Raw genomic sequence first — 13,779 nt, 5'->3', positions numbered from 1 at the left:
GCGTGAATTTTATTTCAAACGTCCTTCCGCGGACGGATATTCGTGCCAGTGCAGCTTCTCGCGCAGCGTGTCGTAATAGCTCCAGCCTTGCGGATGCAGAAAGGTGATGGCGTGCGCCGAACGCTTGATGACGATGCGGTCGTGATGCTGCAGGCTGGCCAGCGACTGCATGTCGAAGTTCGCGCTGATATCGCGCCCGCCCATGATCTCGATCACGATCTCGCTGGAATCAGGCACGACGATCGGACGGTTGGACAAGGCATGCGGCGCAATCGGGACCAGCACCATGCCGGACAGACTCGGATGCAACAAGGGGCCGCCGGCGGACAATGCGTACGCGGTGGAACCCGTCGGCGTCGCCACGATCAGACCGTCCGAACGCTGGTTGTACATGAAGCGCCCATCGACTTCAACCTGCAGTTCCGCCATGCCGGAAGTGGAACCGCGCGACACGACAACATCGTTGAATGCCAGCGCCTGGAAGATGGTGTCGCCGTCGCGGATGACCGAACTTTCGAGCAGGCTGCGCTGTTCCGATTCGAGCTTGCCGCTCAACATCTCTTCCAGCACCGGGATCACGGCTTCCTGCGAGATGTCGGTCATGAAACCGAGCCGTCCCTGGTTGATGCCGATCAAGGGTATGCCATAGGGAGCGAGCTGGCGTGCAATGCCGAGCATGGTGCCGTCGCCCCCGACGACGATGGCCACATCGGCATGACGGCCGATTTCGGCAGGCGTCATCGGCACCACGCCGGTCAGGCCGACGTTGTGTGCCGTTTCGGCTTCGAACACCACGCGGTATCCTGCCTTGGCAAGGAAGTCGCCGATTTCGGATAGCGACTGCGCAATGCCGGCAGCCATATACTTGCCGACAATGGCAACCGTATTGAATGCGGGGAAAGCAGTGACTGGCTGGGAAGGCAACATGCTGCAGATTAGACCATAATTTGACTGGCTCTTGCAGGTTCGGAATTCACCCCCATTATCTGTTTATAAACATGCATCGCATCAAGGCAGTCTTCTTCGATCTGGATGACACGCTATGGCCCATCGTTCCGGTCATCGAGCGTGCGGAAGTCGTTATGTTCGACTGGCTGACGCAACATGCGCCAGGCGTCGCGGATCGCTTCACAATCGACAGCCTGCGCGAGCGGCGGCGCGTGCTGCTGCAGGAGAATCCGCAGTTCCATCTCGACCTGCGCCTGCTGCGGCATGCAGGATTGACCGAGGCATTCCTCCATGTGGACGAGGACGTGGCAAAGGTCGATCGGGCAATGGCGATTTTCTCCGAGGCGCGCAATGCGGTGACGCTGTTTGACGATGTGCTGCCGATGCTGGATGGCTTGCGAGGACGCGTCATGTTCGGCTCGATTTCGAACGGGGTGGCGGATCTGGAAGTGATCGGACTGGCACATTATTTTCAGGCGTCGGTTGCTGCCTGCAATGTGGGTATCGCGAAACCGGCTCCAGAAATTTTCCATGCAGCATGTGATGCATTGAATATCCTGCCATGTGAAGCCGTCCATGTCGGCGACGATCCCGTGCTCGATGTGGAGGGCGCGCAAAAGGCAGGCTTGCAGGCCGTATGGATGAATCGTTATGCATTGCGACCAGTTCGTGAACTGCCTGACAACATACAGCCGGACGTCGTATGCACGAGCTTCCACGAATTGGACGAATGGTTACGCAAACGCATCATTTGATTGGCACCGACCGAGACAGCTCGCATAGAATAACGATATGCAACTCGATATTCGCGCACAAACCCTGCTGAAAGCTCTTGTCGAACGGTACATTGCCGAAGGACAGCCGATAGGCTCGCGTGCGCTCTCCAGAATTTCGGGCCTCGAACTGTCGCCGGCCACGATCCGCAATATCATGGCCGACCTCGAAGATATGGGTTTCGTCGCCAGTCCGCACACCTCGGCGGGACGGGTACCGACGCCGCGCGGCTATCGCGTGTTTGTCGATACGCTGCTCACCGTGCAGACCATTGATGAAACAACGGTCGAATCGAAAGTACAGTTGCGACTGCAAAAAGGATCGCCGCAAAAAATCATCTCCAATGCCGCGCAAGTGCTGTCATCGCTGTCGCAGTTCGCCGGCGTCGTGATGACGCCGAAGCACGAGTCGGTGTTTCATCAGATCGAATTCCTGCGCCTGTCCGAAAAACGCATTCTGCTGGTGATCGTCGCGCCCAATGGCGACGTGCAGAATCGCCTGCTGCTGACCGACGTCGATTACACGCCGGCGCAATTGGTGCAGGCCGCCAATTACATCAATCAGCACTACGGCGGCATGGCATTTGACGAAGTGCGCATGCGACTGCAGAACGAGTTGCGTCAATTGCGCGACGACATGACGCGGCTGATGCAGGCCGCGGTCGAAGTGGGCAGCGATGTGATGGCGGAGAACAATGACGATGTCGTGATCTCCGGCGAGCGCAATCTGTTGAGCGTGAGCGATCTGTCGTCGAACATGACGTCCTTGCGCAAGCTGTTCGAGATGTTCGAGCAAAAGACCAGCCTGATGCAATTGCTTGACGTTTCCAGCAAGGCAACGGGCGTGCAGATCTTCATCGGTGGCGAATCGCAGCTGGTGCCGATGGATGACATGAGCGTGGTCACCGCCCCCTACGAAGTCAACGGCAGGATTGTCGGCACGCTGGGTGTGATCGGCCCCACCCGCATGGCCTACGAGCGTGTGATCCCGATCGTTGATATCACAGCGAAGCTGTTATCAAATGCCTTGAGTCATTGACAGACGGCATGGTGTTGCACCATTCCGCCAAGAGTGAGAGGGGGCATCAACGATTGCGATGCGGACAATTGCCCTTGTTGCAATGCCCATACAGCGCCAAGGCGTGTTCGGCAATCTCGAAGCCGCGTTCCATGGCGATTTTCTGCTGACGCTTCTCGATTTCCTCATCAAAAAACTCTTCGACGCGTCCGCAATCGAGACACACCAGATGGTCGTGATGTGAGCCTGCGTTCAGCTCGAACACCGCCTTGCCTGTTTCGAAATGATTGCGATGCAACAAACCCGCCTGCTCAAACTGAGTCAAGACGCGATACACGGTTGCCAACCCGACATCGAGATTTTCGTTAAGCAGGATCTTGTACACATCCTCGGCGCTCAGATGACGGACCGGGCTGTTCTGAAAAATTTCGAGAATTTTGAGCCTTGGCAGCGTCGCTTTCAGGCCGCTGGCTTTCAGCTCGGAAGGATTGTTCGGCATGTTGATGGTCGGATTCGGATTATCTGCTTTATCATATAGTGTTTTAGCACACTTGCTCAACGAATTGAGACCTCCCTATGCGAATGTCGTTCTCCAATAGTGATCGCACACCAGCGAAGGCTGGCATGCTTTGCCTCGCACTGGTGGCATGTCTGGCTGGTTGCGCGTCGAAAAATCCGTTGATGGACGATGCCCCGGCTGCTGCCGGCGCAAGCGCGTCCAAACCGGCAAGCGTGGCGACTGCAGCAGCACCGACCGCAGAGACAAAAACCACTGCCGCGGCTGCGCCGGGAAGCGATACACACACGACCGGCCCGACCGGCTATCGGCGCTTCCTCGGCATATTTGCGCCATACCGGGTTGATGTGCAGCAAGGCAATTTCGTGTCGCGCGAAATGGTTGATCAATTGCGCGAAGGCATGCAACGTCCGGAAGGCGTGACGCGCGAACAAGTCCGTTTCGTGCTGGGCACGCCATTATTGACGGATGTGTTCCACGCCGACCGCTGGGATTACGTATTCCGTCTGCAAAAGAAAAGTGGCGAAGTAATTTCCAGCCATGTCACGGCATTCTTTCAGAACAATCGCCTGACGCGCATTGACGGTGGCAATCTGCCTACCGAACAGGAATACCTGGCGCACATCGCAGGCTCTGCGCCCGGCGCACCGTCTACGGCCAACACCAAGAAGTAAGCATCCACGAAAAAGCATCGCATGAATTCCATGAAAATCGCCATCGCAGGCGCATCCGGCCGCATGGGCCGCATGCTGATCGAAGCCGTCCATAACGCCGACGATGCCACTCTGGCCGGCGCGCTCGACGTTGCGGGCACATCCGGCATTGGCACCGATGCCGCCGCATTTCTCGGCAAACCGGCCGGCGTGCCTATCGAATCAGACCTGGCCAAAGGCCTGGCCAACGCGGAATTCCTGATCGACTTCACGCGTCCCGAAGGCACCTTGACGCATCTCGAATACTGCGCCGCGCATGGCATCAAGATGATCATCGGCACCACCGGCTTCGATGAGGCCGGCAAGGCGGCCATCGCGGCGGCGGCGCAAAAGACCGCAATCGTGTTTGCCCCGAACATGAGCGTCGGCGTCAACGTGACGATGAAGCTGCTGGAAATGGCGGCGAAAAGCTTTTCGCACGGCTACGACATCGAAATCATCGAAGCCCACCATCGCCACAAGGTCGATGCGCCATCCGGCACCGCGATCAAGATGGGTGAAGTCATTGCCGATGCGCTTGGCCGCGATCTGAAGGATGTCGCGGTCTATGCGCGCGAAGGCGTCACCGGCGAACGCGATCCGTCTTCCATCGGATTTGCGACGATCCGCGGCGGCGACATCGTGGGCGACCACACAGTGCTGTTTGCCGGCATCGGCGAACGCATCGAGATTACGCACAAATCGGCCAGCCGCGTGACCTATGCACATGGCAGCCTGCGCGCGGCGCGTTTCCTGCAAGACAGGAAAACCGGTTTGTACGACATGCAGGACGTGCTCGGTCTTCGATAAACACTGCAGGAGGCGGTCAACCCTTCTCAATGATTCGCGCGCATACCGCCTCCTCATTGCCGTGTATCGCTGCGACCCTGCTGCTGCATGCGGCGCTGGTAGCGGCAGTCGTGGCCGGATTTGCGAACCATAAAAGCGTTGCGCTCGAGCCGCCGGTCATCACGGTCGCGCTGGTGCCCTCGACAATCGACGAGAGTACCGCGCCCGCACCGTTGCCGACTGCCCCCTCCCCCCCGCTGGAACAAGCGCGTCCGGAACCAAGGCGCAGCGAGCCAAAACGCACCGCCATGCCAAAACCTCCCAGCAAGCCGCACACAACCACCGCACGCGAGTCCAGGACATCCAGCGCGCCCATCGAGGCGGAACCATCCGCACCGGCTATCGACAACGCGCCGAGCACGTCCACCACTGCCCCCGCCTCCCCTGCCGCTGCCGCTGCGCCGGTCAGGACAGAGCCTTCGATTTCCGCAAGCTATGCCGCCGGTAACCGCAAGCCCCAATATCCGCTCATGTCGCGCCGTTTCCAGGAAGAAGGCACAGTGATCTTGCGCGTTTTCGTCAAACCCGACGGCACAGCAGGCGCGGTCGACATCAAGACTTCCAGCGGCCATCCGCTGCTGGATGAGTCGGCAAGGAGCGCCGTGCAAGGCTGGCGCTTCAATCCCGCCACCAGCGATGGCAAGCCGATTGCGGAGTGGTATCAAGTTCCCGTTCCGTTTACACTTGAAAACTAATTCATTTCCATCTGACACCATGAATCAAACCCTCGGATTTGCTCATTACTGGGCGCAAGGCGATGCCATTTCGCACTCGGTGGCGTACGCGCTGCTGTTGATGTCGGTCGTCAGCTGGTATTACATTTTTTCCAAATCCTGGAGCTCATGGCGCATTCGACGGAGCGCCGGCGCATTGAACGGATTCTGGAAAGCACCGACCCTGACCGATGCGATTGCCGTCTTGAAGAATGCCGACAGCGAAGACGTCTACACGCCGCTGGCTGCGCAAAGCGCGGAGGCCGCCAATCTCACCAATCAGGCCGGCTCGCTCAATGCGGCCGTGGATCCGGGCGAACTCATCACGCGCACCTTGCGGCAGGAAATCAATCGCGTGTCCTCGCGTCTGGAAAGCGGCCTGACGATACTGGCATCGGTCGGTTCGACCGCGCCCTTCATCGGCCTGTTCGGTACCGTGTGGGGCATCTACCATGCGCTGGTTGCGGTATCGACCACCGGCACGGTGCAGATCGACAAGGTGGCCGGTCCGGTGGGCGAGGCATTGATCATGACGGCACTGGGCCTCGTGGTCGCGATTCCGGCGGTGCTCGCATACAACGCCTTCACCCGCGTCAATCGCGTGACGCTGGCCGAGCTGGATGCGTTTGCGCACGATCTGCATGCCTACCTGACAACCGGCGCGCGCGTCGGCAAATGATTGCGGAGTGAAAAATGGCTTTCGGCGGATTCGACGGCAACAAGCAGCAGGGCCCGATGTCGGACATCAACGTCACGCCCATGGTGGACGTGATGCTGGTGCTGCTGGTGATTTTCATTATTACCGCGCCTCTGTTCACTCATGCGATCAAGCTCGATTTGCCGAATGCGCAATCTGCGGCCGCACCTGAAAAGCCGGAAACGATTTCTCTCTCCATCAACGCGGAAGGTGCCCTTTTCTGGAACAACGACCCGCTCCAGCAGAATGACCTAGGGGCGAAGCTGGCCGCCGCCGCGCAACAACAGCCGCAACCGGAATTGCAGCTGCGTGCCGACAAAAACACGCGCTACGAAGTGATTGCACAGGTGATGTCGGCGGCACAGAGCAGCGGGATGACGAAAATGGGTTTCGTCACCGACGCTAAAGAACCGCCGCAAAAACCATAACAAAATGGCCACGGTTACGTTGGATGGTACGGCGATCACCGATTGGGATGCATTCCATCGGCAATGCAGGACCGCATTCGGCTTTCCGGACTTTTACGGCCGCAACATGAGCGCATGGATCGATTGCCTGTCCGGTCTGCGCGACGATGACGGCATGAGCGGATTCTCGCTGGCGGCTGATGAAGTGTTGCACATTGAAGTGCTCCACTCGCTGGTCTTGCGGCGCGAGGCGCCTGAAATCCTCGGCGCATTGGAAGAATGCACTGCCGAAGTCAACGAACGCTACACCGATAGCGGCGAAAAAACGGCTTTGTCGCTCGTATTGCGCTGATTCCGGCTTGACAATGCGCCCCGCCCGCGTCCTATTCGCCGGGCCGAACCAGTATAATGCTCGGTTCACATCCACTTATTCCGCTTCATCCGTCATGCAAGAAAAATACAGCCCCGCCGACGTCGAGAAATCGGCGCAAGACCACTGGCAAGCCATCGACGCCTACAAGGCGGTCGAACACGCGAAGGACAAGAACGGCAAGAGCAAGCCGAAGTTCTACGCCTGCTCGATGCTGCCCTACCCGTCCGGCAAGCTGCACATGGGCCATGTGCGCAATTACACGATCAATGACGTGATGTACCGCTACCTGCGGATGAACGGCTACAACGTGCTGATGCCGATGGGTTGGGACGCGTTCGGCATGCCCGCCGAAAACGCGGCGATGGCCAACAACGTGCCGCCGGCGCAATGGACCTATTCCAACATCGAGTACATGAAGCAGCAGATGCAGTCGATGGGCTTGGCGATCGACTGGTCGCGCGAGATGACCGCCTGCAAGCCGGAATACTACAAGTGGAACCAGTGGATGTTCCTGAAGATGCTGGAGAAAGGCATCATCTACAAGAAGACCGGCACCGTGAACTGGGACCCGATCGACCAGACCGTGCTCGCCAACGAGCAGGTGATCGACGGTCGCGGCTGGCGTTCCGGCGCGCTGATCGAGAAGCGCGAGATTCCGATGTACTACGCGAAGATCACGTCGTATGCGGAAGAACTGCTTGACCATGTCGACAACAAGCTGCCGGGCTGGCCGGAACGTGTACGCATCATGCAGTCGAACTGGATCGGCAAATCGACCGGCGTTCGCTTCGCATTTCCACACGACGTCAAGGATGCATCCGGCAAGGCGATCAACGACGGCAAGCTGTGGGTCTTCACCACCCGTGCCGACACGATCATGGGCGTGACCTTCTGCGCGGTCGCGCCGGAACATGCATTGGCCACGCACGCCGCCAAGTCGAATCCGGCGCTCGCCGCATTCATCGACGAATGCAAGAAGGGCAGCGTGATCGAAGCCGACATGGCGACGATGGAAAAGAAAGGCATGCCGACCGGTTTGTTCGTCACGCATCCGCTGACAGGCGAGCAGGTTGAAGTCTGGGTCGGCAACTACGTGCTGATCACCTACGGCGACGGCGCGGTGATGGGCGTGCCGGCACACGACGAGCGTGATTTCGCCTTTGCGAAAAAATACAGCCTGCCGATCAAGCAGGTCATCGCCGTCGAAGGCAAGACCTACTCAACCGATGCCTGGGAGGAATGGTACGCAGACAAGGAAAACGGCCGCTGCATCCATTCCGGAGAATACGATGGCTTGAGCTATCAGGCCGCAGTCGATGCGATTGCCGCCGACCTCGGTGCCAAGGGCATCGGCGAAAAGAAGATCACCTACCGCCTGCGCGACTGGGGCATCTCGCGCCAGCGCTACTGGGGCACGCCGATCCCGATCATCCACTGTGCCACTTGCGGCGACGTGCCGGTGCCGGAAAAGGATTTGCCGGTGGTGCTGCCGGAAGACTGCGTGCCGGACGGCACCGGCAACCCGCTCAACAAGCACGAGAAGTTCCTGCATGTCGACTGCCCGCAATGCGGCAAGCCGGCACGTCGTGAAACCGACACGATGGATACCTTCGTCGATTCATCCTGGTACTACATGCGTTATTGCTCGCCGGGCAGCAATGACGCGATGGTCGATGCGCGCAACGATTACTGGATGCCGATGGATCAATACATCGGCGGTATTGAGCATGCTGTGTTGCATTTGCTTTACGCACGCTTCTGGACCAAGGTCATGCGCGACTTCGGCCTGCTCAAATTCGATGAGCCCTTTGTCAACTTGCTGACGCAAGGCATGGTGCTGAACGAAACCTACTTCCGCGAAGATGCCACCGGCAAGAAGACCTGGTTCAATCCGGCGGATGTCGAATTGACCTTCGACGACAAGGGACGACCGGTATCCGCAATACTGAAGTCGGACGGCAAGCCGGTAGAGCTCGGCGGCACCGAAAAAATGTCGAAGTCGAAGAACAACGGCATCGACCCGCAGGCGCAGATCGATCAGTACGGCGCGGATACCGCGCGCCTGTTCACGATGTTCGCCTCGCCGCCGGAACAGACGCTGGAATGGTCGGGGTCCGGCGTGGAAGGCGCAAACCGTTTCCTTCGACGTCTATGGGCTTTTGCTCATGTACAGACGGCGCGTGTTGCCGCAACAACGGCCATGGATTTTGCCGGCCTGCCGGAAACGCACAAGGCGCTGCGCCGCGAAATTCACAAGATCCTGCAACAAGCCGACCACGACTTCAAGCGCATTCAGTACAACACCGTCGTATCCGCGTGCATGAAGATGCTGAACACGCTCGAAGCCGCCAAGCTGGATGATTCCGCAGAATCCAATGCAGTCATCGCCGAAGGCTTGTCGATCTTCCTGCGCGTGCTGAATCCGGTTGCACCGCATATCACCCACGTACTGTGGCAGGAGCTTGGCTTTGCAAAGACCCATGGCGACATCCTCGATGCCCCATGGCCGCAGGTCGATGCCGCCGCATTGGAGCAGGCCGAAATCGAACTGATGGTGCAAGTCAACGGCAAGCTGCGCGGCAGCGTCAAGATAGCGAAGGATGCCGACAAGGCCGCCATCGAGGCCGCCGCGCTGGCCAATGAAAACGTGAAAAAATTTGTCGAAGGCACGCCGAAGAAAATCATCGTCGTGCCCGGCAAGCTGATCAACATCGTGGCCTGACCGCTAAAACTCCCATGAGACTTCGCATCGCTTATGCATTCGCCCTGATCGCAGTGCTGACCTTGTCGGCATGCGGTTTTCAACTGCGCGGCGCGAGCAGCACGCAATTGCCGTTCAAGTCGATCTATATTGGTTTGGCGGACAATTCCCCTTTGGGTAGCGAATTGAGGCGTTACATCCGCGCCAGCGGCGATACCGTGATCGTGACTGATCAGAAGGCGGCGGAAGCTAACCTGGAAGTGCTGTCGGAGCTGCGGGAAAAGGCCATCCTCTCGCTAAACAGCCAGGGGCGCGTGCGCGAGTACACGCTCTACTACAAGTTCCTGTTCCGCGTGAAAGACAGCAAGGGGCAGGAATTGATGCCCGCCACCGACATCACGCTCAAGCGCGACATCAGCTTCAACGAATCGCAGGTGATGGCGAAGGAACTGGAAGAACAGATGCTGTACCGCGAAATGCAATCCGACCTCGTGCAGCAGATTCTGCGGCGACTGTCCGCGCTGAAATCGGCGTAACGGAACATCACGATGCAACTGCGGCACGACGCTCTCGACGCACATCTGGCGAAGACGCTTGCGCCACTGTACGTGATCACCAGCGACGAGCATCTGCTGGCACTGGAGGCGGCGGATCGCATTCGCAAGGCGGCGCGCACGCAGGGACTTTCCGAGCGCGAAGTGCTGGTCGTCGAACGTAGCTTCAAGTGGGGCCAACTGCTCGCAGCCAATCAATCGCAGTCTCTGTTCGGCGACCGCAAGCTGATCGAATTGCGCATCCCGACCGGCAAGCCCGGCAAGGATGGCGGACAGGCATTGCAGGAATATGCGAACGCCTTGAGCCCGGACAATGTCACGCTGATCACGCTGCCGAAACTCGACTGGCAGGCGCAGAAAAGCGCATGGGTGGCGACGCTGCAGCAGGCCGGCGTCTACATCGACATTCCGCTGGTGGAGCGGGCGCAGTTGCCGGCGTGGATAGGTGGGCGTCTGGCGGCGCAGCGTCAAAGCGCCGACCGCCAGGCCATCGACTTCATCGCCGACCGCGTCGAGGGCAATCTGCTGGCGGCGCATCAGGAGATACAAAAGCTCGCGCTGCTGCACCCCGAAGGCAAGTTGAGCTTCGAGCAGATACACGACGCGGTGCTGAATGTCGCACGCTACGACGTGTTCAAGCTGAACGAGGCGATGCTGACCGGCGACGTCGCGCGGCTGGTGCGCATGATCGAGGGATTGAAGGGCGAAGGCGAGGCGCTGCCGCTGGTGCTGTGGGCGATGGCGGAGGAAATCCGCACCTTGCTGAAGCTGAAATCCGGCACGGCGCAAGGTCGCCCGCTAGGCGCGTTGCTGAAGGAATACCGCATCTGGGGTCCGCGCGAGCGCCTGATGGAACCAGCGCTGCGCCGCCTCAAGTTGTCGACGCTGGAAGCCGCGCTGCAGGAAGCGGCGCAAATCGATAAGATGGTCAAGGGCCTGCGCGCCAAGGCGTTTGCCGGCGATGCGTGGGATGCGTTGCTGCAGCTTGGGCTGAAAGTGGCCCGATAGCAGCCAGCAGGGCGAGTCCCGCCCGTCAATGAACACATGCGCGGCGGGTGGAACCTGCCCTACCGAATCACCTCACTCCTATGTCGAATATGGACATCAAGCACTACATGAACGAAGTTGGCCAGCGCGCCCGCAAGGCATCGCGCGCCATGGCCAAGGCCGACACCGGCGCGAAGAATCGCGCCTTGTTGCTGATCGCCGTCGCCATCCGGCGCGATGCCGACACCCTGCGCGCAGCCAACCAGCGCGACCTGGAAACCGCGCGCGGCAATGGCCTTGCGCCGGCAATGCTGGATCGCTTGACCCTTTCCGACAAGGCAATCGCGACGATGGCCGAAGGTCTGGAACAGATCGTGTCCCTGCCTGATCCGATTGGCGAAGTGTCCAATATGAAGTACCGTCCGACCGGCATCCAGGTCGGACAGATGCGCGTGCCGCTCGGCGTGATCGGCATCATTTACGAGGCGCGGCCGAACGTGACGGTCGATGCGGCAGGCCTGTGCATCAAGAGCGGCAACTCGACCATCCTGCGCGGCGGTTCGGAGGCGATCCACTGCAATCAGGCGCTGGCGAAACTGGTGAAGGAAGGCCTTGCCGGTGCCGGACTGCCGGAAGATGCGGTGCAGATCGTCGAAACCACCGATCGCGCCGCCGTCGGCGAATTGATCACCATGCCGCAATACGTGGACGTGATCGTGCCGCGCGGCGGCAAGGGCTTGATCGAGCGCCTGATGAAGGAATCGAAAGTGCCGATGATCAAGCACCTCGATGGCATCTGCCACGTGTACATCGACGACAAGGCCGACATCGAAAAGGCGCTGAAGATCGCGTTCAACGCGAAATGCCATCGCTACGGCACCTGCAACACGATGGAAACGCTGCTGGTGGCGCGCGGCATCGCCCCGCAGGTATTGCCAAAGCTGGCCGAGCTGTATGGTACGAAGGAAGTCGAACTGCGCGGCGACGACGAAGCGCGCAGGATTCTCGCCGGCTATCCGCATCTGGCGGCAGCAACCGAGGAAGACTGGCGCACCGAGTACCTCGCCGCAATCCTCGCCGTGAAGATCGTCGAGGATGTCACCGAAGCGATCGACCACATCAACGCTTTTTCGTCGCAACATACCGATGCCATCGTGACCGAAGACTACAGCCGCGCCATGCGCTTCCTGCGCGAAGTCGATTCCGCGTCGGTGATGGTCAATGCCTCGACGCGTTTCGCCGACGGTTTCGAATACGGACTGGGTGCCGAGATCGGCATCTCGAACGACAAGCTGCATGCGCGTGGCCCGGTCGGCTTGGAAGGGCTGACCTCGTTGAAGTATGTCGTGTTCGGGCATGGAGAAGTGCGTGAATAACATGCATACGGAGTGCAGCCTTGCAAGGCTGCACCGTTACGCAGGCGCGGGGCATTGCTCCGCGAAACCCCTGCTCCGCCACGGCGAAGTACGCAAGTAACACATCTGCCGGGATACATATGCTCTGGGTCAAATCGCTGCACATCGTCTTTGTCGCATCATGGTTCGCGGGTCTGTTCTATCTGCCGCGCATCTTCGTCAACCTCGCGCAGGAGACCGATGCTGCGGCCACGGCGCGCCTCTTGCTGATGGCGCGCAAGCTGTATCGCTTCATGGGCATGCTCGCCATTCCCGCGCTGGTGTTCGGCCTGTGGCTGTGGCTCGGTTACGGTATCGGTAAAGGTCCGGGCAACGGCTGGCTGCATGCGAAGCTGGCGATCGTCGTGCTGCTGATCGGCTATCACCACGGCTGCGGCGTGTTGCTGAAGAAATTCGAGAGCGGGCGCAACACACGCAGCCACACCTGGTATCGCTGGTTCAATGAATTTCCCGTTCTGGGCTTGCTCGGTGCCGTCGTGCTGGTGGTCGTCAAGCCATTCTGACCATTTCCATCGGAGCCGTCATGGCTAAAACCTGTGAATACTTTTTCGCCCCGCAATCGCCGTGGGCGTATCTCGGACATCAGCGCTTCGTCGATTTGACGGCGAAGCATGGTGTACAGATCGAGATCAAGCCTTGCGACCTCTCCAGGGTCTTTACCGTGTCCGGCGGCTTGCCGCTGGCCAGGCGCGCGCCGCAGAGACAGGCATACCGGCTGGTCGAGTTGAAGCGCTGGAGTGAACACCTCGGCATGCCACTCAATCTGCAGCCGAAGCATTTCCCCGTGCCGGCCGAACCCGCCGCGAAGTTCATCATTGCGACAAAGCTTGCGCATGGCACAGACGCGGCCCTGGCGCTCACAGGCGCAGTCATGCGCGCCTTGTGGGCGGAGGAGAAAAACATCGCCGACGCGGATACGCTGGCCGCCATCGGACTCGCGTGCGGTCATGACGGCAGGATGCTGCTGAAATCCGCCGAGACGACGAGCGTGCAGAGCGAGTACGACCGCTTTACCGACGAAGCCATTGCGGCGAATGTCTTCGGCTCTCCCTGGTACGTCGTGGATGGCGAAAGCTTCTGGGGCCAGGATAGATTGGATTTTGTCGAGCGGGCTTTCGCAAAATAGACGATTACC

16 protein-coding genes are annotated in these 13,779 nt (G+C 59.5%); 14 read left to right on the top strand and 2 right to left on the bottom strand.

From position 1 onward, the window contains the following. Positions 1 to 9: 9 nt before the first annotated feature. Complete coding sequence (locus tag D3870_RS03340) at positions 10 to 927, bottom strand: NAD kinase (protein ID WP_119736654.1); 918 nt, start codon at positions 925 to 927, stop codon at positions 10 to 12. A gap of 71 nt (positions 928 to 998) precedes the next feature. Here D3870_RS03340 and D3870_RS03335 point away from each other — a divergent pair, with 71 nt between their 5' ends. Together D3870_RS03335 and hrcA are read left to right on the top strand one after the other, a co-directional pair. Beyond that, positions 999 to 1,703, top strand: a complete 705-nt coding sequence (locus D3870_RS03335) for an HAD family hydrolase (protein ID WP_119736653.1) — start codon at positions 999 to 1,001, stop codon at positions 1,701 to 1,703. Between the two features lie 37 nt (positions 1,704 to 1,740). Next, on the top strand, positions 1,741 to 2,760 hold the full coding sequence (gene hrcA, locus D3870_RS03330; RefSeq protein WP_119736651.1) for a heat-inducible transcriptional repressor HrcA: 1,020 nt from the start codon (positions 1,741 to 1,743) through the stop codon (positions 2,758 to 2,760). A 46-nt stretch (positions 2,761 to 2,806) separates the two neighbouring features. On the opposite strand, the gene fur is transcribed toward hrcA, so the two are convergent. Further along, positions 2,807 to 3,238, bottom strand: a complete 432-nt coding sequence (fur, locus tag D3870_RS03325) for a ferric iron uptake transcriptional regulator (RefSeq protein WP_119736649.1) — start codon at positions 3,236 to 3,238, stop codon at positions 2,807 to 2,809. A 125-nt stretch (positions 3,239 to 3,363) separates the two neighbouring features. On the opposite strand from fur, the gene D3870_RS03320 reads away from it, so the two are divergent. The 12 genes from D3870_RS03320 (at position 3,364) to D3870_RS03265 (ending at position 13,770) form a co-directional block, all read left to right on the top strand. After that, the gene (locus D3870_RS03320) at positions 3,364 to 3,930 is read left to right on the top strand and encodes an outer membrane protein assembly factor BamE (RefSeq protein ID WP_242489847.1); all 567 of its coding nucleotides are present in this window, start codon (positions 3,364 to 3,366) and stop codon (positions 3,928 to 3,930) included. A 21-nt stretch (positions 3,931 to 3,951) separates the two neighbouring features. Continuing rightward, complete coding sequence (gene dapB / locus D3870_RS03315) at positions 3,952 to 4,758, top strand: 4-hydroxy-tetrahydrodipicolinate reductase (protein ID WP_119736646.1); 807 nt, start codon at positions 3,952 to 3,954, stop codon at positions 4,756 to 4,758. Positions 4,759 to 4,814: 56 nt separating this feature from the next. Next, positions 4,815 to 5,492 (top strand): energy transducer TonB, encoded by a 678-nt coding sequence (locus D3870_RS03310; protein WP_158590365.1) that lies wholly within the window; start codon positions 4,815 to 4,817, stop codon positions 5,490 to 5,492. A gap of 19 nt (positions 5,493 to 5,511) precedes the next feature. Continuing rightward, entirely contained in the window at positions 5,512 to 6,189 is a 678-nt protein-coding gene (locus tag D3870_RS03305; protein WP_119736642.1) for a MotA/TolQ/ExbB proton channel family protein, read from the top strand. Positions 6,190 to 6,203: 14 nt separating this feature from the next. Beyond that, positions 6,204 to 6,635 (top strand): ExbD/TolR family protein, encoded by a 432-nt coding sequence (locus tag D3870_RS03300; RefSeq protein ID WP_119736641.1) that lies wholly within the window; start codon positions 6,204 to 6,206, stop codon positions 6,633 to 6,635. Positions 6,636 to 6,639: 4 nt separating this feature from the next. After that, positions 6,640 to 6,966: a barstar family protein gene (locus tag D3870_RS03295; protein WP_119736639.1), complete on the top strand. Its 327-nt coding sequence runs from the start codon at positions 6,640 to 6,642 to the stop codon at positions 6,964 to 6,966. Positions 6,967 to 7,060: 94 nt separating this feature from the next. After that, complete coding sequence (gene leuS / locus D3870_RS03290) at positions 7,061 to 9,709, top strand: leucine--tRNA ligase (RefSeq protein WP_119736637.1); 2,649 nt, start codon at positions 7,061 to 7,063, stop codon at positions 9,707 to 9,709. 14 nt (positions 9,710 to 9,723) lie between these two features. Further along, positions 9,724 to 10,224: an LPS-assembly lipoprotein LptE gene (locus tag D3870_RS03285; RefSeq protein ID WP_119736635.1), complete on the top strand. Its 501-nt coding sequence runs from the start codon at positions 9,724 to 9,726 to the stop codon at positions 10,222 to 10,224. A gap of 12 nt (positions 10,225 to 10,236) precedes the next feature. Further along, positions 10,237 to 11,250, top strand: coding sequence for a DNA polymerase III subunit delta (gene holA / locus D3870_RS03280; protein WP_119736633.1), 1,014 nt, complete (start codon positions 10,237 to 10,239; stop codon positions 11,248 to 11,250). 89 nt (positions 11,251 to 11,339) lie between these two features. Beyond that, a complete protein-coding gene (locus D3870_RS03275) occupies positions 11,340 to 12,605 on the top strand; it encodes a glutamate-5-semialdehyde dehydrogenase (RefSeq protein ID WP_422879661.1) in 1,266 nt (421 codons plus the stop codon). Positions 12,606 to 12,724: 119 nt separating this feature from the next. Beyond that, positions 12,725 to 13,147: a CopD family protein gene (locus D3870_RS03270; RefSeq protein ID WP_119736629.1), complete on the top strand. Its 423-nt coding sequence runs from the start codon at positions 12,725 to 12,727 to the stop codon at positions 13,145 to 13,147. Positions 13,148 to 13,167: 20 nt separating this feature from the next. Further along, positions 13,168 to 13,770 carry a 2-hydroxychromene-2-carboxylate isomerase gene (locus D3870_RS03265; RefSeq protein ID WP_119736628.1) on the top strand — a complete coding sequence of 201 codons (603 nt, stop codon included), beginning with the start codon at positions 13,168 to 13,170 and terminating at the stop codon, positions 13,768 to 13,770. The last annotated feature ends 9 nt before the right edge of the window (positions 13,771 to 13,779 follow it).

Source organism: Noviherbaspirillum cavernae, assembly GCF_003590875.1.
GTDB lineage: Bacteria > Pseudomonadota > Gammaproteobacteria > Burkholderiales > Burkholderiaceae_D > Noviherbaspirillum > Noviherbaspirillum cavernae.
This window is presented reverse-complemented; position numbering and strand designations above follow the sequence as displayed.

What these genes read in the sequence shown, in the direction of transcription:
- D3870_RS03265 (WP_119736628.1), top strand. Translation starts at nt 13,168, where the DNA reads ATGGCTAAAACCTGTGAATACTTTTTCGCCCCGCAATCGCCGTGGGCG.
- D3870_RS03300 (WP_119736641.1), top strand. Translation starts at nt 6,204, where the DNA reads ATGGCTTTCGGCGGATTCGACGGCAACAAGCAGCAGGGCCCGATGTCG.
- fur (WP_119736649.1), bottom strand. Translation starts at nt 3,238, where the DNA reads ATGCCGAACAATCCTTCCGAGCTGAAAGCCAGCGGCCTGAAAGCGACG.
- dapB (WP_119736646.1), top strand. Translation starts at nt 3,952, where the DNA reads ATGAATTCCATGAAAATCGCCATCGCAGGCGCATCCGGCCGCATGGGC.
- holA (WP_119736633.1), top strand. Translation starts at nt 10,237, where the DNA reads ATGCAACTGCGGCACGACGCTCTCGACGCACATCTGGCGAAGACGCTT.
- hrcA (WP_119736651.1), top strand. Translation starts at nt 1,741, where the DNA reads ATGCAACTCGATATTCGCGCACAAACCCTGCTGAAAGCTCTTGTCGAA.
- D3870_RS03320 (WP_242489847.1), top strand. Translation starts at nt 3,364, where the DNA reads ATGCTTTGCCTCGCACTGGTGGCATGTCTGGCTGGTTGCGCGTCGAAA.
- D3870_RS03275 (WP_422879661.1), top strand. Translation starts at nt 11,340, where the DNA reads ATGGACATCAAGCACTACATGAACGAAGTTGGCCAGCGCGCCCGCAAG.
- D3870_RS03305 (WP_119736642.1), top strand. Translation starts at nt 5,512, where the DNA reads ATGAATCAAACCCTCGGATTTGCTCATTACTGGGCGCAAGGCGATGCC.
- D3870_RS03340 (WP_119736654.1), bottom strand. Translation starts at nt 927, where the DNA reads ATGTTGCCTTCCCAGCCAGTCACTGCTTTCCCCGCATTCAATACGGTT.
- D3870_RS03270 (WP_119736629.1), top strand. Translation starts at nt 12,725, where the DNA reads ATGCTCTGGGTCAAATCGCTGCACATCGTCTTTGTCGCATCATGGTTC.
- D3870_RS03295 (WP_119736639.1), top strand. Translation starts at nt 6,640, where the DNA reads ATGGCCACGGTTACGTTGGATGGTACGGCGATCACCGATTGGGATGCA.
- D3870_RS03285 (WP_119736635.1), top strand. Translation starts at nt 9,724, where the DNA reads ATGAGACTTCGCATCGCTTATGCATTCGCCCTGATCGCAGTGCTGACC.
- leuS (WP_119736637.1), top strand. Translation starts at nt 7,061, where the DNA reads ATGCAAGAAAAATACAGCCCCGCCGACGTCGAGAAATCGGCGCAAGAC.
- D3870_RS03335 (WP_119736653.1), top strand. Translation starts at nt 999, where the DNA reads ATGCATCGCATCAAGGCAGTCTTCTTCGATCTGGATGACACGCTATGG.